We start from the raw sequence: 19,639 nt of genomic DNA on the forward strand, positions 1-19,639 counted from the left end.
TCATCACTCTGCGGCTTCACCCTTCACGCCGATGTCGTTGGCAACAGCGTCATTGGCGGCATCGACCGGACCGTCATCGAGCAGGAACCCGCCCGACTGGCGCTGCCAGAGCTGCGCGTAGAGCCCGCCGCTGGCGACGAGTTCCTCGTGCGACCCCTCCTCGATGACACGGCCCTTGTCGAGGACGACGAGCCTGTCCATCGCCGCGATGGTCGACAGCCGGTGCGCAATGGCGATGACGGTCTTGCCTTGCATGAGCTTGTAGAGATTCTCCTGGATGGCGGCCTCGGCTTCGGAATCCAGCGCCGACGTCGCTTCGTCAAGGATAAGTATCGGTGCGTCCTTCAACATAACGCGAGCAATGGCGATGCGTTGCCGCTGGCCGCCGGACAATTTGACGCCGCGGTCGCCGACATGAGCGTCGAGCCCTTTACGTCCGGTGTGATCCGAAAGCCTGCCGATAAACTCCAGCGCCTCGGCCCGCCCGGCTGCCTCGACAAGCATTTCCTCCGTCGCATCGGGCCGCCCGTAAAGAATGTTGTCGCGCACGGAACGATGCAGCAGCGAAGTGTCCTGCGTCACCATGCCGATCTGCGCGCGCAGCGAATCCTGCGTCACCGAAGCGATCTCCTGGCCGTCGATCAGGATCCGGCCGTTCTCGAGGTCGTAGAACCGCAACAGGAGATTGACCAGCGTCGACTTGCCCGCGCCCGAGCGCCCGACAATGCCGACTTTCTCGCCGGGCTTCACCGTCAGCGACAGGTTCTCGATGACGCCCTTCTGCTTGCCATAGTGGAAACGAATGTCGTTGAAGCGGATCTCGCCCTTGGTGACGGCAATGTCCTTCGCCCCCGGCCGGTCTTCGACCAGGCGCGGCAGCGAGATCGAGGCGATGCCGTCTTGCACCGTGCCGATGTTTTCGAACAGGCTCGACATTTCCCACATGATCCACTGCGACATGCCCCACATACGGAGCACGAGGCCGATGACCACGGCGACGGCGCCGATCGTCACCGCCTGGCCGAGCCACAGCCACAGCGCCGTCGCCGTCACCGAAAACAGGAGCAGCGCGTTGAGGATATAGAGCAGGCCGTAAAGCACCGTCACCAGCCGCATCGACCGGTAGACCGTGTCGAGGAAGCCTGCCATGCCTTCTTTGGCGAACGTTGCTTCGCGCCGTGCATGGGAAAACAACTTGACCGTCTGGATGTTGGTGTAGCTGTCAACGACGCGGCCGGTCATTGTCGAGCGCGCATTGGCCTGCGCCTCCCCGACCTTGCCCAGCTTCGGGATGATATAGCGCAACAACCCGATATAGCCGAGCAGCCAGACGCCGAGAGGTGCCGCCAGCCGCAAGTCGGCCGAGCCGACGATGAACAGCATGCCGAGGAAATAGACGATTACGTAATTGAGCACCTCGATCACCTTGATGACGCATTCGCGCACGGCGAGTGCCGTCTGCATCAGCTTGGTGGCGATGCGGCCGGCGAATTCGTCCTGGTAGAAGCTCATCGACTGCTTCAAGAGATAACGATGCACCTGCCATCGGATGCGCATGGGGTAGTTACCCATCAGCGTCTGCTGGTTGAGCAAAGAATGCAGCCATACTGTACCTGGCAGCGCGAACAGCACGACGAAGGCCATGCCGGCGAGCTTCCAGCTCTCGGTCTGCAGGAAGGTTTCGCGGTTCTGCCCGGACAGCCAGTCGACGATGTGGCCCATGAAGCCGAACATCCACACTTCCGCGATGGCAATCGCCGTCACCAGCACCGCGTCGAGGATGATGTATGGCCAGGCGCCGCGCGTATAATGCACGCAGAAGGCAACCAGCGTCTTCGGCGGCTCGACCGGTTCCGCTGCGGGGAACGGATCGAGCCTTCTTTCAAACCAGCTAAACATAGTGATGCTCACAAAACTTTTGTCCGCTCATGCGGCGCGGGAAAAATCCCCGGGGCGCTCCGCGTCCCCAGACCGTACGTCGGCGGGGACCGACGGCCCGGAATCACCCGGGCCATCGGTCCTGCTTCGCGCAATATAGGGACTTGCGGGCTTTTCACCGACAGAAGCCTTCGACTGAGCTGACGGCACGCCGCCGCCAGTCCGGTTTTTCGCGCCCGGCCGGATCAGCCGGATGATCCGGCGCACCAGCGACGGCCGGCTGTGGTCGGGAACCGCACGCGAGAAATCGACATCCGGCAACATGCCGCGATGCGGACGCCGGCGCGTCTGGGCGTGAACCGCCGACGAATACGTCTCGCCGACCAGCAACGCCCAGGTCGCCGTCTTGCGTTCGTGCAGGCTTCTTGAACCCGGTATCTTATAGGGATCGAACATCGGTCCGTCCTCCGTGTGAAAATAGACATAAAAAGGCGAAGCAATGTCGTGCGCCGGCCTTCGGCCGGAGGCACGGATTGCATCCGTCGGGACACGACGATAGGCCTCGGTCGCGAAATGCTCAGCTGGGGCGCTTGGCCCCTTTAACGGTTTGAAAAACATCGCAGGATTCCTTCGAGAGCCGAAAATTGGGTTCGGCGGGAATCGGTGCGATCAGATCTAAGAAATCAGGTAAATCGTCGTACCGAAACCGCCGGCGGGCAGGTAAGCCCACGGGAGGGGCGCTGGATGTGCATGGTCATCATGAAATACCCCTCCATCGGTTCGGGTTGACAATGCGTCCGGTATAATCGACTTCGCAGAAAATGGCCACCCGCAGGTCCAGCAATTTCCAAAACCAGCCACCCGCTGTGGCCGATCTGCCACTTATTAGAAAGACGCGGAAATGAACCACCGTCTGCGCATCGCCCTCTACCAGCCTGACATCGCCGGCAACACCGGAACAATCCTGCGCTTCGCCGCCTGCCTCGGCCTTGGCGTCGACATCATCGAACCAGCCGGCTTTCCGCTCTCCGACAAAGCGCTTAAGCGCGCCGGGATGGACTACCTCGAAATGGCTGCCCTGACCCGGCATGTCGACTGGAACGCCTTCGAGGATTGGCGCAAGGGCGAAGCCTGCCGGCTGGTGCTGCTCACCACCAAAGCCGCGGCCCCCTATACAGGCTTCAGCTTCGCCCAACGCGACATCCTGCTGTTCGGCCGCGAATCCGCCGGCGTGCCGGATCCTGTCCATCAGGCGGCGGATGCGCGGCTGACCATCCCGATGCAGCCGGGCACGCGCAGCATCAACGTCGCGCTGTCGGTCGCCATGGTCGCCGGTGAAGCCATCCGGCAGCTCGGCTAGACCCTTCAGCGCGTTGTCGTCATCGCCAACGGCCGTTGCGTCTTGCATCATTCTCACCCAGGCACATCGCCTTCTCCTCAATTGCCCTATCGACGTTTCCTGGCTACAAGCTCAACTTAAGTTGAGGTCAAGCGGAAAATCGAGATGGCTCCGGTAAAGGAATTGACGGTCGGCCAGGTGGCGATGCGCAGCGGCGTGGCGGTGTCGGCGCTGCATTTCTACGAGGCGCGCGGGCTGATCCGCAGCCACCGCACGTCGGGCAACCAGCGGCGCTATGGCCGCGACGTGCTGCGGCGGGTGGCGATCATCCGGATCGCCCAGAAGGTCGGCATCTCGCTGGCCGAGATCGGCGCCGCACTTGAATCGCTGCCAGAAGGCCGCACCCCGACGCGCGAGGACTGGAACCTGTTGTCGACCGGCTGGCGCGACGACCTCGATCGCAAGATCACTCAGCTAAAGAAGCTGCGCGACGGCCTGACCGACTGCATCGGCTGCGGCTGCATGTCGATCGACAAATGCCCGCTGCGAAACAGGGAAGATCGCTTGCGTGCGCAAGGGCCGGGCGCAAGGCGACTGCTTGTGGAATCCTAATCCGCCGCGGGCAGCCGCCGTATGGTGAATTCGATTACGTCGCCCGGCCGCTCGAACCAGCTTTCGATCTCGGTCCAGTAGGCCTGCTTGGGAAAACGCTCGAACCATTCCTTGGCCTTGAGCCGCGCATCGGGGCGCGGCAGGACGAAGGTCTCGCGCAAAAACCCGTCACGCGGCATGCGCTCGCGCTCGGCGCGTGAACGATCGAGCCTTTTCTTCAGGCCATGCAGCGGCGGTCTTGCCGGCGTGCGCATGAAAGAACTCCTAGGCCGAACCAGATGACACTTGACCCTTGCCCCTAAGAGATTAGGGATCGCGCCCGGAAAAGGCTAGTGGTCCGATTCCAACATTCGCCTCCCTAATCCCCAGGCGCCGTTGCGAATGTTGGAATCACAAGGACCACTAGCAAGTTTATGTTTCTGGTGGAGTTTTCGAATTTGACATTTGCATCGTGCCCTGCGCCACGCTGTGTGCAAATGTCAAATTCACTCCACTAGGTCCTTTGTCGGCCGCGACCGGAGACAGCATTTTGGAACGACCAGAAATACCGGCAGGCCTGCCACCCGACATCGAACAGAAGAAAATGAAGGCTAGGCTCTGGTTCGAGACGCTGCGCGAGCGCATTTGCACAACCTTCGAGCAGATCGAACAGGAACTGCAGGGACCACTGGCCGAATGGTCGCCCGGCAGCTTCGAGAAGACGCCGTGGGAACGCGACAATGGAAAGGGCGGCGGCGGCGCCATGGCGATGATGCGCGGCCGCGTCTTCGAGAAGGTCGGCGTCCATACTTCGACCGTCTATGGCGAATTCTCGCCCGAATTCAGGAAGCAGATGCCCGGCGCCGAGGAAGACCCGAGCTTCTGGGCATCAGGCATTTCGTTGATCGCGCATCCCTGGAACCCCAACGTGCCGGCCGTGCACATGAACACCCGCATGGTCGTGACGTCGCGCCACTGGTTTGGCGGCGGCGCCGATCTGACGCCGGTGCTCGACCGCAACCGCACGGAAGATCACCCCGACACGGTCGCCTTCCATCGAGCCATGCAGTTCGCCTGCGAGAAGAACGCTGCGATCGCCGACCACCCCAAATTCAAGGCCTGGTGCGACGAGTATTTCTATCTGCCGCACCGCCACGAGCCGCGCGGCGTCGGCGGCATCTTTTTCGACTGGCTGCATTCGGGGGAGGAGAAAGGCGGCTGGAATGCCGATTTGAACTTCGTCCAGGATGTCGGGCGTTCTTTCCTTGTCGTCTACGGACACCTGGTTCGCGCCCATTTCAACGAGAACTGGACCGACGACGACCGCGACGAGCAGCTCATTCGCCGCGGCCGTTACGTCGAATTCAACCTTCTTCACGATCGCGGCACCATCTTCGGCCTGAAGACCGGCGGCAATGTCGCTTCGATCCTGTCCAGCCTGCCGCCGGAGGTCAGGTGGCCGTAAAAAATCGGTGAGCGAAACGTGAGCCGCATTGACGTCCCATTCGCCGAATCTGGGCAGCCAATGTGGCATCGCCATTATCTTTTTCGTCTAATAGGCGATTGAAATAAAACGACTATTTGTCGTTTCGGGCCGGGAAGCGCCGGCGGTTCAGTCCCGAACCGCGACACGACGCTACCGGACGGCCCTGAACAAGGCGGAGCATTTTCCAAACGGATGCCCGCATTTCCAGGAGTATTACATGCGAAAGCTCATTGTTTCGGCAGCCGCCGCTGCCCTTCTCGCTTCCGGCTCGATTGCCTCTGCCGCGGTCAAGCACACCACGGGCACGGTCAAGACCTATGATGGCACGGCCATGAGCCTCGTTCTGGACGATGGATCGACCTTTACGCTGCCCAAGACCTTCAAGGATCCTGGCCTGAAGGCCGGCGAAAAGGTCCGCGTTTCCTGGGACATGAGCGGCAAGAACAAGGTTGCCGAGTCCGTCAAGATCGTGAAGTGACCGGGACAAGACCGAACGGTCTCGCCTTTGGCTTAGCCTGGCAAGAGGGGCGGAGCAGCGCTGCTCCGCCTTTTTCGCACCACGGCAACCAAAATGGTCGAACCGTGTTATGCTAGCTCCCCCGTGCGTGCCCCCGAAACCGACTGCTGTGACAGGGCGCGGAACAGAGATGGCGGAGCTTCGTGTGCCCATGAGAGGCACAGGCTCCAAGGAGGAAAAGGAGAAAATCCCATGAAGGAATTCCATTGCGGCTCGCTGGTTCCCGGCTGTGAGTGGCACACGCGTGCCGGTGAGGAAGCCGAGGTCATGCGCCGCGCCGTCGACCATATGCGCGAGACACATGGCGAAACGGTCATTCGCGAGACGATGATCGAGGCGATCCGCTCGCGCATCGAGAAAGTTCGCGACGCGGCCTGAGCAGTCCTATCTGGCCTTCAAGGCTTCCGCGGCGCGCTCCAGCAGCGCGTCGCGATCGAGCGCAAAGCCGGACCCGATCCATTCCTTTTCCAGGTTTTTCAGGATCGCACCGAGTATTGGCCCCGGCGACGCGCCAAGCGCCGTCAGATCGCCGCCCTTGACTGGGAACACCGGTTTTTCCCATTTCAGCGCAAAAGCGAGCAGGCGCGAAAACCCGCCGGCCTGAACCAGCGCGTCATTGTCCTCGAGAGCCCGCGCTCGCGCCGACGCCAGCGACAGCCGCAGGCGATCGAGAAAACCCTGGCGCTCGCCGGAATAGAGTTTCTTGGCCAGTTCCGCTTCGCTTGTCTTGGGCTCGACGGCAGCCGTCAGCGCCCAGTGGCGCAGGCGCTCCGCCTCAGTGGTCGAAAGTTTCAGCCGCTCGGCCAGTGTCTTCATCCGCGCCGCATCGGGCGGCACGATCGCCTCCAGCCTGAGCAGCGGGTCCGGCGCCCAGCCCAGATCCTTCTCTGTCTTGGTCAGCCCATGAATGGCATCGATGCCCCATTTCTCGCTTTCCGGCAGGGCGCTGGTGAGCACGCCGGCCTGGCGCATCCACAGCAAGGCGCGCGACGGATCTGGGGCCGATAACAACTTCTTCAGCTCGGACCAGATGCGTTCGGCCGAGAGATGGGCGAGACCGTCCTTGAGCCGGGCGCAGGCCTTCAATCCCTCGGCATCGGGCCGACCCTCGCCATACCAGGCGAAAAAGCGGAAGAAACGCAGGATGCGCAGATAGTCTTCGCGGATCCGCTGCTCGGCATCGCCAATGAAGCGCAGCCTTCGTGCCTCGATATCGCCGACGCCGCCGACCAGGTCCACGACCGTCCCGTCAGCCTCCGCATAGAGCGCGTTGATGGTGAAATCGCGCCGTTCGGCGTCGGCCTTCCAGTCGCGGCCGAACGACACTTTGGCGCGGCGGCCATCGGTCTCGATGTCGGCGCGCAGCGTGGTGACCTCATAGGGCGCGCCGCCGGCAATCACCGTGATCGTGCCGTGCTCGATGCCGGTCGGCACCGCCTTGAAGCCCGCCGCCTCGGCGCGGCGAACGGTTTCCTCGGGCAGGCAAGTGGTAGCAACGTCGATATCGGCGACCGGCTGCCCAATCAGCGCATTGCGCACCGCGCCGCCCGCGATGCGGGCTTCCTCGCCGCCCTGCGCCAGCACGGCAAGCAGCCGCTGCAGATGCTTTTCACCCAGCCAGTCGGCTCTGCCCGCCAGCGATATCGGATCACTCAAGCATAGAGCCTTTCATAGAGCGTGCGGATGATGCCGGCGGTGACGCCCCAGATGCGCTGGCCGCCATAGGGCATATCGTAGAAGAACCATTCCAGGTCGTTCCACATGCGGCTGTCCCTGGTGTGGTTGGCCGGATCCATCAGGAACGAAAGCGGCACTTCGAAGGCGGCGTCGACCTCGTCGGAATTGAGCGACAGCGTAAAACCGGGCTCGACGATCGCCAGCACCGGCGCGATGCGATAGCCGCTGCCGGCGACATAATCGGGCATGCGGCCGATGATCTCGATGCGGTCATGGCCGAGGCCGATCTCCTCGAAGGTCTCGCGCAAGGCCGCTGCTTCCGGGGTCGCATCGGTGGGATCAATGGTGCCGCCAGGAAAAGCCACCTGCCCGGAATGGCTGCGCAGTTTTTCCGCCCGCTTGGTCAAAAGCACGGTCGCATCGCGTCCATGATCGACGACCGGGATCAGCACCGCGGCGTCGCGCAGCGCTTTGAGCTGCGTCAACCGTGGATGGCCGGGGTTGAAGCGATGATCGCCATAATCGTCGCCGGCATGGGCTTCAGCTTGCGCCGCGACCCGCGCGCGAAAATCCGCTGTGGAAAACGGCGGCGGCCTCACCTGATCCATCATGCGCTCAGCCGCTTCAGTTTTTCCGCCGGCATGATCGGATAGATTTCGCCTTTCGAGCGCACGGCAAACATCGTCTTGCCGCCGATATCGATCTCCTCGCCATGCTCGACCAGTTCGTACATCACCGGCCGCGCCACCAGCGCTTCCAGCCTCCCGCGCACCAGCACATAGGGCTTCAGGCCGCCGGTCTCGTTCTCGTCGACGAAGCGCAGCGGATGGCCAGGTCCGGCCTCGACGACATCGCCGACATTGGTGCGGAAAGTGATGGTCTGCTCGGCGCCGGCGCCGGAAACATCCATTTCAACCGCGATGAAAGGCGCGTCCACGACGCGGATGCCGACCCGTTCGACCGGCGTCACCAGATAGGTCCTGCCATCCTCGTCCTTGCGCAGCACGCTGGAAAACAGCTGCACCAGCGGCATGCGGCCGATCGGCGTGCCGAGATAGAACCACGTTCCGTCTTGTTTGATCTCCATGTCGAGATCGCCGCAAAAGTCGGGATTCCAGCGCTCCACCGGCGCCGCGCCCTTGCCGGCGCGAGCCGCACGCGAGATCAACGCTTCGAGACCGCGCGCCTCGGTTGCGGCAGCAAGGCTGTGTTCGCGATGTTCGGAGCGTTCCGTCATGGTCACGAAATAGTCACTGTTGTTCCGCTTGTCAGCCTAAGTCTGTGATTTAAATTCATTCGTAGGCGCCAGGCGAAGCCGAATCGCGGCATTCTAAGGCACTACAGTGCAAGCCGGTACTTCCAGCACAAGGATCGATGCGGCATGAGCGTAATGGTCAAGGAAAGCCCAATCAGCGAAAAGGACATGATCGCCCAGGCCGAGACGGCGCTGGCCGATATTTCCAGGGTGCGCGACGGCGTCGGCCGCGTCATTTTCGGCCAGGAAGTGGTGGTCGAGCGCACGCTGGTGGCGCTGCTTGCCGGCGGCCATGCGCTGCTGGTCGGCGTGCCCGGCCTTGCCAAGACCAAGCTGGTCGAAACGCTCGGTGTCGTGCTCGGCCTCGATTCGCGCCGCATTCAGTTCACACCCGACCTGATGCCGTCGGACATTCTCGGCTCAGAGGTGATGGAACAGGACGAGGCCGGCAAGCGCTCCTTCCGCTTCATCTCCGGCCCGATCTTCGCGCAATTGCTGATGGCCGACGAGATCAACCGCGCCTCGCCGCGCACCCAGTCGGCGCTGCTGCAGGCGATGCAGGAATATCACGTCACCATCGCCGGCATTCGCCACGACCTGCCCGCACCCTTCCATGTACTGGCGACGCAAAACCCGCTGGAGCAGGAAGGCACCTATCCCCTGCCCGAAGCGCAGCTCGACCGCTTCCTGATGCAGGTCGACATCCTTTATCCCGAAATCGAGGCCGAGCGGCGCATTCTGCTGGAGACCACCGGCACCGAGGACGCCAAGGCGCAAAACGTGCTGCAGCCGGCGCGGCTGAGGGAAATCCAGACGCTGATCCGCCGTATGCCGGTGCCCGAAAGCGTCGTCGACGCCATCCTCAAACTGGTGCGTTCGGCGCGTCCCGGCCAGGGCAATGCTGAGACCGACAAGCATGTCGCCTGGGGTCCCGGCCCGCGCGCCAGCCAGGCGCTGACGCTGTGCGCCCGTGCGCGCGCGCTTTATGACGGGCGGCTGGTGCCGTCGGTCGACGATATCCGCGCGCTGGCCGAACCAGTGCTGCAGCACCGCATGGCGCTGACCTTTGCCGCGCGCGCCGAGGGCACGACCGTGCGCGACGTGGTGGCGAAACTGGCCAAAGGAATCTGATGGCGCGTATCGGCGAAGTCCAGGCACCGGCAGCGACGCGCGACGCGCTCGCCAGGGGCCGCTTGCGGGCTTCGCTGGTGCCGGACCTGCTGGTCGAGGCACGCCGTATCGTCAATACGGTAATTGCCGGCTGGCATGGCCGCCGCAAGCGCGGCATCGGCGAGAATTTCTGGCAGTTCCGCCCCTATGTCGAAGGCGATTCCTCGCGCATCGACTGGCGCCGTTCGGCCCGCGACGACCACACCTATGTGCGCGACCGCGAATGGGAAGCAGCCCACACGGTGTGGCTTTGGGCCGACCCATCGCCCTCCATGCTCTACAAATCGACTGGCGCCGGCGTTTCCAAGGAATCGCGCGCGCTGGTGCTGGCACTGGCCATGGCCGAATTGCTATCTCGCAGCGGCGAGCGCATCGCCTGGCCCGGCCTGACCGATCCGTTCACCGCCCGCAACGGCGCCGAGCGCATCGCGGCGCAATTGATGCACGCCGCCGACCCGCCAGCAAAGCCTGACCTGTCCGCCATCCGCCGCTTCTGCGACATCGTCGTCGTCAGCGATTTCCTCGACCCGGTCGAGGAGACCATGGAATGGCTCGATGTGCTGGCGCGGCATGGCGTGCGTGCGCATCTGATCGAGGTTGCCGATCCGGCGGAGGAGACCTTTCCCTATGCCGGCCGCACCGAATTCACCGATCCCGAGACCGGCGACAAGCTGACCGCCGGCCGCGCGGAAATGCTCGGCGGCGAATACCGCCTGCTCTACACCGCCCGCCGCCAGGAGCTGGCCAGCTGGTGCAAGCGCCTCGCCTGGAGCTACACCGTCAACCACACCGACCGCCTCGCTTCCGAGGCGCTGGTGCGCATCCACATGGCGATGACCGCCGATGGCGCATTCGTGGGAAGGGCCGGCGCATGAGCTGGCTGCCGCTCTCCTTTGGCGCTCCCATGGTGTTGTGGGGCCTGCTCGCGCTGCCGGTGATCTGGTGGCTGCTCAGGCTCACACCGCCCAAGCCGCAGTCCGAAATCTTTCCGCCGCTGAAGATCCTCGCTCGCGTGCTGAAGCGCGAGGAAACGCCGCAGCAGAGCCCGTGGTGGCTGACGCTGCTGCGGCTGTTGATGGCAGCCCTTGTCGTCGCGGCATTAGCCGAACCCGTCTTCAATCCGCGCGAAAAATTGCCGGCCGAGGGCGCCGCCCTGGCGCTGGTCATCGACAATGACTGGGCGAGTGCTGCCGACTGGGGCAAGCGCGTCGCCACCGCCCAGCGGCTGATCGCCGATGCCGGTTCGAACGGCGTACCGGTCGTCATCGCCTTCACCGCCGAAAAGCCGAACGCCGAGATCGGCCCCTTCGATGCGGCGGCTGCCCTCGACCGGCTGCGCGCCGCCAAGCCGAGGCCGATTCCGACCGACCGACCCGCTGTCTATGCCCGCGTCGCCGGCGTGCTGGAAACCTTGCCCGGCGCCAGCGTTGCCGTTCTCGCCGACGGCCTTGCGGCAAAAGGCGACGAGGCCGCCTTCAACACACTGCTGTCGAAAAACGCCGCCCGTGTCGTCTGGGCCGATTCCGACCGGCTGGCGCTGACTGGGCTCACCGGCGCCGAGAACGAGGTCGACGGCTTCGCCCTGACCGCCATCCGCGCGCCCGGCGACCCGGCGCCGGCACAAGTCACCGCCGGCGCCTTCGACGACAAGGGCCGCCGCATCGCCGACGCGACGCTGACCTTCGCGCCGGGTGAGACCACCGCCACCGGCACGATGGCGGTGCCGTTCGAACTGCGCAACGACTTCGCCTCGATCGCGCTCGACGGCGAACGCCAGGCAGGTGCGGTGCGCGTGCTCGACGAAAGCTCCAAGCGCCGCCGCGTCGGACTTTTATCGCAGGCCGAGGCCGACCAGGCGCAGCCGCTTCTGTCGCCGCTCTATTACATCAGGCGCGCGCTGCAGCCTTTCGCCGATCTGGTCGAACCGTCGAGCGTCGATCTCGCCGACGCCATCCCGCAGCTTCTCGACCAGAAGCCGGCGATGATCGTCATGGCCGATATCGGTACCATTCCGCCGCAGGTCCATCAGCGGCTGGTCGACTGGGTCGACAATGGCGGCACGCTGGTGCGCTTTGCCGGTTCGCGGCTGGCCGCCGCCGGCAATGACGACGACCTTCTGCCGGTCAGGCTGCGCACCGGCGAGCGCTCGCTTGGCGGCGCGCTCTCCTGGACGACGCCGCAGGCGGTGACCGAATTCCCGAAGAACGGCCCGTTCGCCGACCTCGCACCGCCGGCCGAGGTCACGGTGAGCCGGCAGGTGTTGGCCGAACCGACGCCGGACATCGTCGAGCGCACCTGGGCAACCCTTGCCGATGGCACCCCGCTGGTGACCGGGTTGAAGAAGGGCAAGGGCACGCTGGTGCTGTTCCATATCACCCCGGAAGCGACATGGTCGACGCTGCCGATCTCCGGCAGCTTCGTCGAGATGCTGCGGCGCATCGTGCAGCTGTCGCGCAACCAGGGTGCGGCGGTTGCCAACGCCGAAGCCGCTGCTACGTCGCTGGCGCCTTATCGCATGATAGCCGCCGACGGCACTTTGGTGCCGCCGACGCCGGACGCACGACCGCTGGTCCCTGGCGCCGGCTCGCTGCCGGTGACGTTCGAGAACCCGCCCGGCCTCTATGGCTCGGAAACCGGCGTTTTCGCCCACAATCTGCTCGACCCGGCCACCGCCTTCGCGCCGCTGGTGCGCCCGCAATTCACAGTGCCGGTGACCAATATCCAGTACGCTTTCGATGAATCGCGCGACCTCAAGGGATCGCTGGTCACAGCGGCACTTGTGCTTATGCTGCTCGACACGCTGGCGGTGTTCTGGATGGGCGGGCTGATGTCGCGCCGACCGCGCCGCGCCCGATCGGCCGCGGCAACGACGGGTGCGCTGCTGCTTGGCCTCGGCATGCTGTTTGGCCATGCCGACCTCGCCCGCGCCGACGACGCCAAGCCCGGCGATGCCGCCGCTATCGAGGACATTGCCAAGACCCGCATCGCCTATGTGCTGACCGGTGTGCCCGGTGACGATTCGATCAGCCGCGCAGGGCTCGAAGGCTTGACCCGCTTCCTGATCGAGAAGACCGCGCTCGAGCCGGGCGCGCCGGCGGGCGTCGATATCTCGAAGGACGAGCTTTCCTTCTATCCGCTGATCTACTGGCCGATCGATCCCTCCGCGCCGATGCCGAGTCAAGCCGCGATCGCCCGCATCGACGCCTATATGCAGCAGGGCGGCACGGTGCTGTTCGACACGCGCGACCAGTTCGCCAACGGCATCGGTGCGGATTCGGCGAGCCCGGCGACGGAACGGTTGCGCGACATTCTCGGCAATCTCAACGTGCCGCCGCTGGAGCCGGTGCCCGCCGACCATGTGCTGACCAAATCCTTCTTCATCCTGCCCGAATTTCCCGGCCGCTTCTCCGGCAGCCCGCTCTGGGTGGAAGCCTCGCTCGAGGCCAGCAATGCCGAGAATCGGCCGGTACGCGTCGGCGACGGCGTCTCGCCGATCCTGATCACCGCCAATGATTTTGCCGGCGCCTGGGCCGTCGACGAGAATGGTGACCCGCTTTTGCCGACCGTGCCATCGGATCCGATGCAGCGCATCTATGCGCTGCGCGCCGGCGTCAACATCATGATGTACATGCTGACCGGCAACTACAAATCCGACCAGGTGCACGTGCCGATCCTGCTCGAACGGCTGGGGCAGTAAGCCTATGAACTGGTCGATTTCCTTCGAACCGCTGCTGTCCTGGCCCTTGCTGGCTTTGGTGCTCGCACCGCTGCTGGTGCTGGCGGCTGTCGGCTTGTGGTTTCGCCAGCGCGGCGCGATCTTCCGCTTCGCGGCGCTGATTGCGCTGGGCGCAGCACTCCTCAATCCGGTCTTCCTCGATGAGGAGCGCGAGGCGCTGAAGAGCGTCGTTGCCGTCATCGTCGACCGCAGCCAGAGCCAGGATATCGGCGACCGGACCAAACAGACCGACGAAGCGCTTGCCGGTTTGCAGCAGCGCCTTGGCCGCTTCAAGCAGTTCGACGTCCGCGTCGTCGAGGCCGGCAAGTCGGAAGCCGCCGACGAGCGCACCGAGACCAAGCTTTTTGCAGCGCTTGAAGGCGCTTTCCGCGACGTGCCGCCCTCGCGCATCGGTGGCGCCATCATGATCACCGATGGCGAGGTGCATGACGCACCGGCCGCCCCCGACTTCAATGCGCCGCTGCACGCGCTGATCACCGGCAACGAGCACGAGAAGGACCGCCGCATCCGCTTCGAGAACGCGCCACGCTTCGGCCTCGTCGGCAAGCCGCTCGACATGACCTACCGCGTCATCGCCACCGACGGCGAAACCGGCCCGGTCGATGTCCGCGTCTCGGTCAATGGAGAGCAGGTCGCGGTCGAAGAAGCGACCATCGGCCAGGCGATGCCGCTGCAGGTGACCATCCCCGGCGCCGGCCGCAACATCGTCGAACTCTCTATTGACCGCGAGCCGGGCGAACTGACCGACGCCAACAACCGCGCCATCGCGCTGATCGACGGCATCCGCGAGAACTTGCGCGTGCTTTTGGTTTCCGGCGAACCGCATGCCGGCGAGCGCACGTGGCGCAATCTGCTGAAATCCGACGCCTCGGTCGATCTCGTCCATTTCACCATTCTGCGGCCGCCGGAAAAGCAGGACGGCACGCCGATCAACGAACTGTCGCTGATCGCCTTCCCGACCCGCGAGTTGTTCGTCGAGAAGATCAAGGATTTCGATCTCATCATCTTCGACCGCTACCAGCACCGCGACGTGCTGCCGATCCTCTATTACGACTACATCTCCGAATACGTCGAAAAGGGCGGCGCGCTGCTGATCGCCGCCGGGCCGGAATATGCCGGCGACTCCTCGATCGCCCGCACCCCGCTAATGTCGTCGCTGCCGGCAATGCCGACCGGCGAAGTCATCGACAAGGCCTTCTATCCGCGCCTCACCGATCTCGGCCAGCGCCATCCGGTGACGCGCGGCCTCGACGGCTCGGCGACCGAGCCGCCGCGCTGGAGCCGCTGGTTCCGCACCATCGGCGTGCAGAACCCCGAAGGCGAAGTGGTGATGAAGGGCGCCGACAACCGCCCGCTGCTTCTGCTCGATCATAAGGGCGAAGGCCGCGTCGGCATGCTTCTGTCCGATCAGGGCTGGCTATGGGCGCGCGGCTTCGAGGGTGGCGGGCCGCATGTCCAGCTTTACCGCCGCATCGCCCACTGGCTGATGAAGGAACCTGAACTCGAGGAAGAGCGGCTGACCGCCGACGGCCGCGGCATGATGCTGGAAATCCGCCGCCAGACGATGAGCGACGATCCCGGCCCGGCGCAGGTGATCACCCCTTCGGGCAAGGCGCTGATCGTCAAGCTGGAGAAGTCCGAACCCGGCGTTTTCCTGGGCAGCATCGAGACCAAGGAGATCGGCCTCTACCAGATCGGCAATGGTGACCTGACCGCACTCGCCCATGTCGGCCCGGTCAACGCGCCGGAATTCTCCGACGTCGTCTCTACCGAGGACCGGTTGAAGGCTCCGACTGAGGCCACCGGCGGCAGCGTGCGCCGGCTGGCGGCCTCCTCCACCCTTGGCCAGCTCACCGGCAGCGTCACCCTGCCCTCCATCGTCCCGGTCCGCGCCTCCGGTGCGGCCTCGGGCGCAGACTGGATCGGCCTGCGCAGCACCGACGACAGCGTGCTCAAAGCCGTCTCGCGCGTACCCCTGTTCGGCGGCTTCCTCGGCCTTTGCCTGCTGCTGCTGGCCATGGGCGCGATGTGGTACAGAGAGGGAAGGTAAGGATCCCTTCTCCCCGTCACTATACGGGGAGAAAGACGCTCAACCTACTCCTCCGGCTCCGTCGTAAACAGCAGCGGGTACCCCTTGGCCTTGGCCGCGTCGACGGCCCGTGTCGCCTTGGTCTCGGCGACATCCCTGGTGAAGACGGCAACGACGCAAACGCCGAGCCGGTGCGCGGTGATCATCACCCGGTTAGCCTGGTCTTCGCTGAGCTTGAACTCGCCCTTCAGCACCGTCACCACGAATTCGCGCGGCGTAAAATCGTCATTGATGAGGATGACCTTGTAGAGCTTCGGCCGCTCGGTCCGCGGCTTGGTCTTGGTGCGGGGTTTGGAACTGATTTCAGGCATCGGGAACCGGTATCGCGCGAGGGGTCGCTCTCACTTTGTCATGGGGGAAAGCCGTCGTCCATTTTGATCGGCGCGCCAAACCGGCTTCCCGGAAGTGCTGCCGTTCACAAATTTAGGAAGTGTATGCTGCGGTTCAACGGCCCTGGCGATTGGCGACGCGACGAGCCTGGAATTGCCGTGCGCTGGATGCCGCATCCGGCCTTGATCCGGCCGCCTTGTATTCGACCCAGGCGACCGCGAGCCAGCCGAAGAAGCAGGCCAGCGCCGCGCCGGTGATCACGGTAAGCAGCAGGCTTTGCCATGGTGTGATGTATTGCCAGCTGCTGGAGATTGCCGGTGCAAACAGCGACGGCTCTGTGCGCCCGCTCACCGGATCGGGCACCGGGCTGGCGGTGAACTGGATCAGCACCCTGACCATTGCCGAGGCCACAAGGCCGCCGATGGCCATCGAGCGCAGAATGGATGAAAGCCGCTTCTTCATGCGGGCTATCCTACCGGACCGGCATTGCAAACGGGTTAAAGTCCTGGGTGGCCGGCACCCATCAACGGGTAGTCATGCTCACACGACAAGGCCGCTCCAGCCGGGGGGGTGCTGGAGCGGCCTTGTTACAGACAAGCCTGTTGGCTGTCTGGATCAGGCCTTCGGGGCGTCCGTCTTGACGACCTTCTTCGCCTTCTTGTGCTTCTTGACGGGCTTCTTGGCGACGACCTTCTTCACCGGGGGCTTGGCGGTCGTGGTCGCCGGAGCGGTGGTCGTGGAAGCAGCCGGAGCAGCGGTCGTGGTGGCAGCGGCATTGCCCAGAGCCGGCATTGCGAAAGCGAGAGCGACGGCGAGACCGGTGGCGGAGAGGATGGACTTTTTCATGGCTTCATTTCCTTCTTTGTGCGGGTCGTGTTTCGAGTGTCACTGAACCGGGTCGATCGGTGTCACTCCAAGCAGCTTCAAAGCGTTCGCGAGCATCCGGATACCCTGTGCCTGTTTCTTGTTGGCGCAGAACCGGTTTCCCTTTCTTTGCAGTGCTTTCGCCGCGGTGACCTGCGTTGCCGCGGCATGGGTTTCAAGGGCTTCGTCTACCTGGCGATTGAGATCGATGCAGCGCTCGCTCCTTGTGATCGGCGTCACCTTTGCGGTTGTGGCTCCGACCGCGGCTGTGACGAGCGGAATGCTGAGCAGCGCACCCATCAAGCTGATCGTGAACCTGTGCATTGGTGATGTCCGTTACTCCGGAGACTTCGCGTCGCAGCCGATGTCCTGACCGCCACGGCACCCTTTATGCCCTTGATTTTTTTCGGGAGTTTTTCCGGACTATAGAATTTTGTTTCTGAATTGTTTCTGGCAAATCGGCTTTGCGGGCGATCATCGCCGCTGGCCAACATGTGGCCAGAATTCTATCGTGTGGGTGACGCCACAGAAGCAGACTCAGAAGGCAGCCGCCGACCGGCCGCCAGCAATGACAGGATCGCCGTGAAATCCGATGCGCACATACTGATCGTCGACGACGACAAGGGCATTCGCGACCTGCTTCAGGAATTCTTCCAGAAGCGCGGCCTGCGCACCACGGTTGCCGCCGACGGCGTCGAGATGGAAGACATACTGCGCCGCACGCAGGTAGACCTGATCGTGCTTGATGTGATGCTGCCGGGAAAGAGCGGGCTGGAGCTCTGCCGCGACCTGCGCGCCAGCTACTCGACGCCGATCATCATGCTGACGGCGGTCACCGAGACCACCGACCGCGTCGTCGGCCTGGAAATGGGCGCCGACGATTATGTGCCCAAACCCTTCGATCCGCGCGAGCTGCTGGCCCGTATCCGCGCCGTTTTGAGGCGCAATGGTGCTGCCGAGCCGAAGCGGGCCACCACCAAGCAGATCTATCATTTTGCCGGCTGGACGATGGACTGCTCGCGCCGCCGGCTGATGGCGCCGGGCGACGTCAGGGTCGAACTGACGATGGCGGAGTTCAACCTGTTGCAGACCTTCGTCAAAAGCGCGCAGCGCGTCCTCACCCGTGACCAGCTCATCGAGCTTTCCGGCGGTGACAGCGACTATTCCTTCGACCGCAGCATCGACATCCTGGTCAGCCGTCTCAGGCGCAAGATGGAAGACGACCCCAAGACGCCGAAACTGATCCTGACTGTGCGCAGCGGCGGCTACCAGTTCCTGCCCGAGACCACCTCCGAATGAGACGTTTCCTGCCGCAAACCCTGCCGGTCTGGGTTTTGCTCATCGTCATTGCCGGCCTGCTGATCAGCCAGGTCGCCACGCTCTACATCGTCTCGCGCGATCGTGCCGTCGCCAATGACGAGGTCGATCTCTACCGGCTTAACGACCGCGCCTATTCGCTGGTGCAGCTGATGCATGACGACACGCCGGAGCAGCGCAAGCTGACGGCCTCCGGTCTGTTCAACGCCACCTATGCGCTCACCGTTTCGGACACGCCCGCGGTCACCTCGTCGATCGCCGGCGACGACGAACTGGCCGAACTCGAGGACATCCTGGTCGGGCGGCTGTCGAAATTCGGCATCACCGACGCCCGCGTCCGGCGCGATCCGGCAACCCAGGCAGCCAACGCGCCTGGCGGTGTGGCCGTGACCAAGGATGTCGGCGCGGTGGAGCGTGACCTGTTATCGCTGGCGGCCAGCTTCGCCCAGAGCGACAAGCTGACGGCATCTGTCCGCTTCGCCGACGGCCAATGGCTGAATTTCACCGAGCCCAACACGCCGGTCGGACCGATATTGAGCTTCGACAGCCTGCCGCTCTATTCGCTGATCGCGGCCCTGGTGGTGATCATGTCGATCTGGTCGCTGCGCCGGCTGACGGCGCCCTATCGGATGATGGAAACGGCGGTCAACCGGATCGGCACGGACCTGAAGAGCCCGCCGATCGCCGAGACCGGCAGCCGCGAAATCCGCGCCGCGGCCAAAGCCGTGAACGCCATGCAGGTCCGGCTGCGCGACTATGTCGAGGACCGCGAACATCTGGCCGCCGCGCTCGCCCACGATCTGCGCACGCCGCTGACCCGCATGCGGCTGCGCCTCGAGCTGTTGCGCAGATCGACGGCGCGCGAGGCGCTCGCCCACGACCTCGCCGACATCGAGAGCATCGCCAGCTCCGTCATCGACTTCGCCACCTTCGAAGTCACCGAGGAGAAGAGCGAGCGGATCGATTTCTGGTCGCTGGTGGAATCGATCGCCGACAGTTTCGAGGACGTCACGTTCGACCATGACGGCGCCAGGCCGCGTGGCATGATCTGCATGGCGCGGCCGGTGGCGCTCAAGCGCTGCGTCAACAATCTGGTCCAGAATGCCGTGACCTACGGCAAGAAAGCCCATGTCAGCCTGCGGCAGTCGGACGGCGCGGTCACGCTGGTTATCCGCGACGAGGGGCCGGGCATACCGCAGGCGCAGCTCGACCAGGTGTTCGGTTCCTTCGTGCGGCTGGAGCAATCGCGCAACCGCCAGACCGGCGGTCTCGGGCTAGGCCTGACCATTGCCCGCAACATTGCGCGTGCCGCCGGCGGCGATGTCAACCTGTCCAACCATCCTCGCGGCGGCCTGCTGACGGAGCTCAGCCTGCCGCTGGCGGCATAAGG

General features: G+C 64.2%; 21 protein-coding genes. 11 read left to right on the forward strand and 10 right to left on the reverse strand.

Annotated elements, in window-relative coordinates:
- Nucleotides 1-3: 3 nt before the first annotated feature.
- Nucleotides 4-1,899 (reverse strand): ABC transporter ATP-binding protein, encoded by a 1,896-nt coding sequence (locus NKJ18_RS01215; protein ID WP_352757713.1) that lies wholly within the window; start codon nt 1,897-1,899, stop codon nt 4-6.
- Between the two features lie 27 nt (nt 1,900-1,926).
- Nucleotides 1,927-2,334: a hypothetical protein gene (locus NKJ18_RS01220; protein WP_023670019.1), complete on the reverse strand. Its 408-nt coding sequence runs from the start codon at nt 2,332-2,334 to the stop codon at nt 1,927-1,929.
- 445 nt (nt 2,335-2,779) lie between these two features.
- Here NKJ18_RS01220 and NKJ18_RS01225 point away from each other — a divergent pair, with 445 nt between their 5' ends.
- Nucleotides 2,780-3,238, forward strand: coding sequence for a tRNA (cytidine(34)-2'-O)-methyltransferase (locus tag NKJ18_RS01225; RefSeq protein ID WP_352757715.1), 459 nt, complete (start codon nt 2,780-2,782; stop codon nt 3,236-3,238).
- A gap of 144 nt (nt 3,239-3,382) precedes the next feature.
- Nucleotides 3,383-3,829: a redox-sensitive transcriptional activator SoxR gene (gene soxR / locus NKJ18_RS01230; protein ID WP_352757717.1), complete on the forward strand. Its 447-nt coding sequence runs from the start codon at nt 3,383-3,385 to the stop codon at nt 3,827-3,829.
- Here the strand turns inward: soxR and NKJ18_RS01235 are convergent.
- Nucleotides 3,826-4,083, reverse strand: coding sequence for a hypothetical protein (locus tag NKJ18_RS01235; protein WP_023683688.1), 258 nt, complete (start codon nt 4,081-4,083; stop codon nt 3,826-3,828). The genes soxR and NKJ18_RS01235 overlap by 4 nt on opposite strands.
- Nucleotides 4,084-4,358: 275 nt before the next feature.
- Here NKJ18_RS01235 and hemF point away from each other — a divergent pair, with 275 nt between their 5' ends.
- The 3 genes from hemF to NKJ18_RS01250 all read left to right on the forward strand — a co-directional run bounded on the left by hemF (nt 4,359) and on the right by NKJ18_RS01250 (nt 6,189).
- Nucleotides 4,359-5,273, forward strand: a complete 915-nt coding sequence (gene hemF, locus NKJ18_RS01240; RefSeq protein WP_023695814.1) for an oxygen-dependent coproporphyrinogen oxidase — start codon at nt 4,359-4,361, stop codon at nt 5,271-5,273.
- Nucleotides 5,274-5,511: 238 nt separating this feature from the next.
- Complete coding sequence (locus tag NKJ18_RS01245) at nt 5,512-5,772, forward strand: DUF1344 domain-containing protein (protein WP_023705918.1); 261 nt, start codon at nt 5,512-5,514, stop codon at nt 5,770-5,772.
- Nucleotides 5,773-6,003: 231 nt separating this feature from the next.
- Entirely contained in the window at nt 6,004-6,189 is a 186-nt protein-coding gene (locus tag NKJ18_RS01250; RefSeq protein ID WP_023670013.1) for a DUF1059 domain-containing protein, read from the forward strand.
- A 6-nt stretch (nt 6,190-6,195) separates the two neighbouring features.
- Here NKJ18_RS01250 and NKJ18_RS01255 read toward each other — a convergent pair whose 3' ends face one another.
- The 3 genes from NKJ18_RS01255 to NKJ18_RS01265 are packed head-to-tail and all read right to left on the reverse strand — an operon-like array spanning nt 6,196 to nt 8,725.
- Entirely contained in the window at nt 6,196-7,467 is a 1,272-nt protein-coding gene (locus NKJ18_RS01255) for a CCA tRNA nucleotidyltransferase (protein WP_031203840.1), read from the reverse strand.
- Complete coding sequence (locus tag NKJ18_RS01260) at nt 7,464-8,096, reverse strand: CoA pyrophosphatase (protein WP_023683684.1); 633 nt, start codon at nt 8,094-8,096, stop codon at nt 7,464-7,466. Before NKJ18_RS01260 ends, NKJ18_RS01255 begins: the two co-directional genes overlap by 4 nt.
- Entirely contained in the window at nt 8,096-8,725 is a 630-nt protein-coding gene (locus NKJ18_RS01265; protein WP_023670010.1) for a DUF1285 domain-containing protein, read from the reverse strand. The genes NKJ18_RS01260 and NKJ18_RS01265 overlap by 1 nt, the downstream gene beginning before the upstream one ends.
- Nucleotides 8,726-8,869: 144 nt before the next feature.
- On the opposite strand from NKJ18_RS01265, the gene NKJ18_RS01270 reads away from it, so the two are divergent.
- Genes NKJ18_RS01270 through NKJ18_RS01285 form a run of 4 tightly spaced genes read left to right on the forward strand, consistent with a single transcriptional unit; the run spans nt 8,870 to nt 15,699 of the window.
- Complete coding sequence (locus NKJ18_RS01270) at nt 8,870-9,874, forward strand: AAA family ATPase (RefSeq protein WP_023744282.1); 1,005 nt, start codon at nt 8,870-8,872, stop codon at nt 9,872-9,874.
- Nucleotides 9,874-10,788 (forward strand): DUF58 domain-containing protein, encoded by a 915-nt coding sequence (locus NKJ18_RS01275; RefSeq protein WP_352757719.1) that lies wholly within the window; start codon nt 9,874-9,876, stop codon nt 10,786-10,788. Before NKJ18_RS01270 ends, NKJ18_RS01275 begins: the two co-directional genes overlap by 1 nt.
- Nucleotides 10,785-13,610, forward strand: coding sequence for a DUF4159 domain-containing protein (locus NKJ18_RS01280; RefSeq protein WP_352757721.1), 2,826 nt, complete (start codon nt 10,785-10,787; stop codon nt 13,608-13,610). Before NKJ18_RS01275 ends, NKJ18_RS01280 begins: the two co-directional genes overlap by 4 nt.
- A 4-nt stretch (nt 13,611-13,614) precedes the next feature.
- Nucleotides 13,615-15,699: a membrane protein gene (locus NKJ18_RS01285; RefSeq protein WP_023814983.1), complete on the forward strand. Its 2,085-nt coding sequence runs from the start codon at nt 13,615-13,617 to the stop codon at nt 15,697-15,699.
- A gap of 44 nt (nt 15,700-15,743) precedes the next feature.
- On the opposite strand, the gene clpS is transcribed toward NKJ18_RS01285, so the two are convergent.
- The 4 genes from clpS to NKJ18_RS01305 form a co-directional block, all read right to left on the reverse strand.
- Nucleotides 15,744-16,049 carry an ATP-dependent Clp protease adapter ClpS gene (gene clpS, locus NKJ18_RS01290; protein WP_023670006.1) on the reverse strand — a complete coding sequence of 102 codons (306 nt, stop codon included), beginning with the start codon at nt 16,047-16,049 and terminating at the stop codon, nt 15,744-15,746.
- A gap of 133 nt (nt 16,050-16,182) precedes the next feature.
- Nucleotides 16,183-16,530 carry a hypothetical protein gene (locus NKJ18_RS01295; protein WP_023713954.1) on the reverse strand — a complete coding sequence of 116 codons (348 nt, stop codon included), beginning with the start codon at nt 16,528-16,530 and terminating at the stop codon, nt 16,183-16,185.
- A 153-nt stretch (nt 16,531-16,683) separates the two neighbouring features.
- Nucleotides 16,684-16,914 (reverse strand): hypothetical protein, encoded by a 231-nt coding sequence (locus tag NKJ18_RS01300; RefSeq protein ID WP_023670004.1) that lies wholly within the window; start codon nt 16,912-16,914, stop codon nt 16,684-16,686.
- A gap of 39 nt (nt 16,915-16,953) precedes the next feature.
- Complete coding sequence (locus tag NKJ18_RS01305) at nt 16,954-17,256, reverse strand: hypothetical protein (protein WP_023683677.1); 303 nt, start codon at nt 17,254-17,256, stop codon at nt 16,954-16,956.
- Between the two features lie 258 nt (nt 17,257-17,514).
- On the opposite strand from NKJ18_RS01305, the gene NKJ18_RS01310 reads away from it, so the two are divergent.
- Both NKJ18_RS01310 and NKJ18_RS01315 read left to right on the forward strand, forming a co-directional pair.
- The gene (locus NKJ18_RS01310) at nt 17,515-18,231 is read left to right on the forward strand and encodes a response regulator (protein WP_023670002.1); all 717 of its coding nucleotides are present in this window, start codon (nt 17,515-17,517) and stop codon (nt 18,229-18,231) included.
- Nucleotides 18,228-19,637 (forward strand): ATP-binding protein, encoded by a 1,410-nt coding sequence (locus tag NKJ18_RS01315; protein ID WP_023751261.1) that lies wholly within the window; start codon nt 18,228-18,230, stop codon nt 19,635-19,637. The genes NKJ18_RS01310 and NKJ18_RS01315 overlap by 4 nt, the downstream gene beginning before the upstream one ends.
- Nucleotides 19,638-19,639: the final 2 nt, after the last annotated feature.

The organism is Mesorhizobium sp. M0217 (assembly GCF_040321955.1).
GTDB lineage: Bacteria > Pseudomonadota > Alphaproteobacteria > Rhizobiales > Rhizobiaceae > Mesorhizobium.

Excerpts from the sequence above, each read along its gene's own strand:
- NKJ18_RS01215 (WP_352757713.1), bottom strand. The coding sequence starts at position 1,899 with ATGTTTAGCTGGTTTGAAAGAAGGCTCGATCCGTTCCCCGCAGCGGAA.
- NKJ18_RS01220 (WP_023670019.1), bottom strand. The coding sequence starts at position 2,334 with ATGTTCGATCCCTATAAGATACCGGGTTCAAGAAGCCTGCACGAACGC.
- NKJ18_RS01225 (WP_352757715.1), top strand. The coding sequence starts at position 2,780 with ATGAACCACCGTCTGCGCATCGCCCTCTACCAGCCTGACATCGCCGGC.
- soxR (WP_352757717.1), top strand. The coding sequence starts at position 3,383 with ATGGCTCCGGTAAAGGAATTGACGGTCGGCCAGGTGGCGATGCGCAGC.
- NKJ18_RS01235 (WP_023683688.1), bottom strand. The coding sequence starts at position 4,083 with ATGCGCACGCCGGCAAGACCGCCGCTGCATGGCCTGAAGAAAAGGCTC.
- NKJ18_RS01245 (WP_023705918.1), top strand. The coding sequence starts at position 5,512 with ATGCGAAAGCTCATTGTTTCGGCAGCCGCCGCTGCCCTTCTCGCTTCC.
- NKJ18_RS01250 (WP_023670013.1), top strand. The coding sequence starts at position 6,004 with ATGAAGGAATTCCATTGCGGCTCGCTGGTTCCCGGCTGTGAGTGGCAC.
- NKJ18_RS01260 (WP_023683684.1), bottom strand. The coding sequence starts at position 8,096 with ATGGATCAGGTGAGGCCGCCGCCGTTTTCCACAGCGGATTTTCGCGCG.
- NKJ18_RS01265 (WP_023670010.1), bottom strand. The coding sequence starts at position 8,725 with ATGACGGAACGCTCCGAACATCGCGAACACAGCCTTGCTGCCGCAACC.
- NKJ18_RS01270 (WP_023744282.1), top strand. The coding sequence starts at position 8,870 with ATGAGCGTAATGGTCAAGGAAAGCCCAATCAGCGAAAAGGACATGATC.
- NKJ18_RS01275 (WP_352757719.1), top strand. The coding sequence starts at position 9,874 with ATGGCGCGTATCGGCGAAGTCCAGGCACCGGCAGCGACGCGCGACGCG.
- NKJ18_RS01280 (WP_352757721.1), top strand. The coding sequence starts at position 10,785 with ATGAGCTGGCTGCCGCTCTCCTTTGGCGCTCCCATGGTGTTGTGGGGC.
- NKJ18_RS01285 (WP_023814983.1), top strand. The coding sequence starts at position 13,615 with ATGAACTGGTCGATTTCCTTCGAACCGCTGCTGTCCTGGCCCTTGCTG.
- clpS (WP_023670006.1), bottom strand. The coding sequence starts at position 16,049 with ATGCCTGAAATCAGTTCCAAACCCCGCACCAAGACCAAGCCGCGGACC.
- NKJ18_RS01295 (WP_023713954.1), bottom strand. The coding sequence starts at position 16,530 with ATGAAGAAGCGGCTTTCATCCATTCTGCGCTCGATGGCCATCGGCGGC.
- NKJ18_RS01300 (WP_023670004.1), bottom strand. The coding sequence starts at position 16,914 with ATGAAAAAGTCCATCCTCTCCGCCACCGGTCTCGCCGTCGCTCTCGCT.
- NKJ18_RS01305 (WP_023683677.1), bottom strand. The coding sequence starts at position 17,256 with ATGCACAGGTTCACGATCAGCTTGATGGGTGCGCTGCTCAGCATTCCG.
- NKJ18_RS01315 (WP_023751261.1), top strand. The coding sequence starts at position 18,228 with ATGAGACGTTTCCTGCCGCAAACCCTGCCGGTCTGGGTTTTGCTCATC.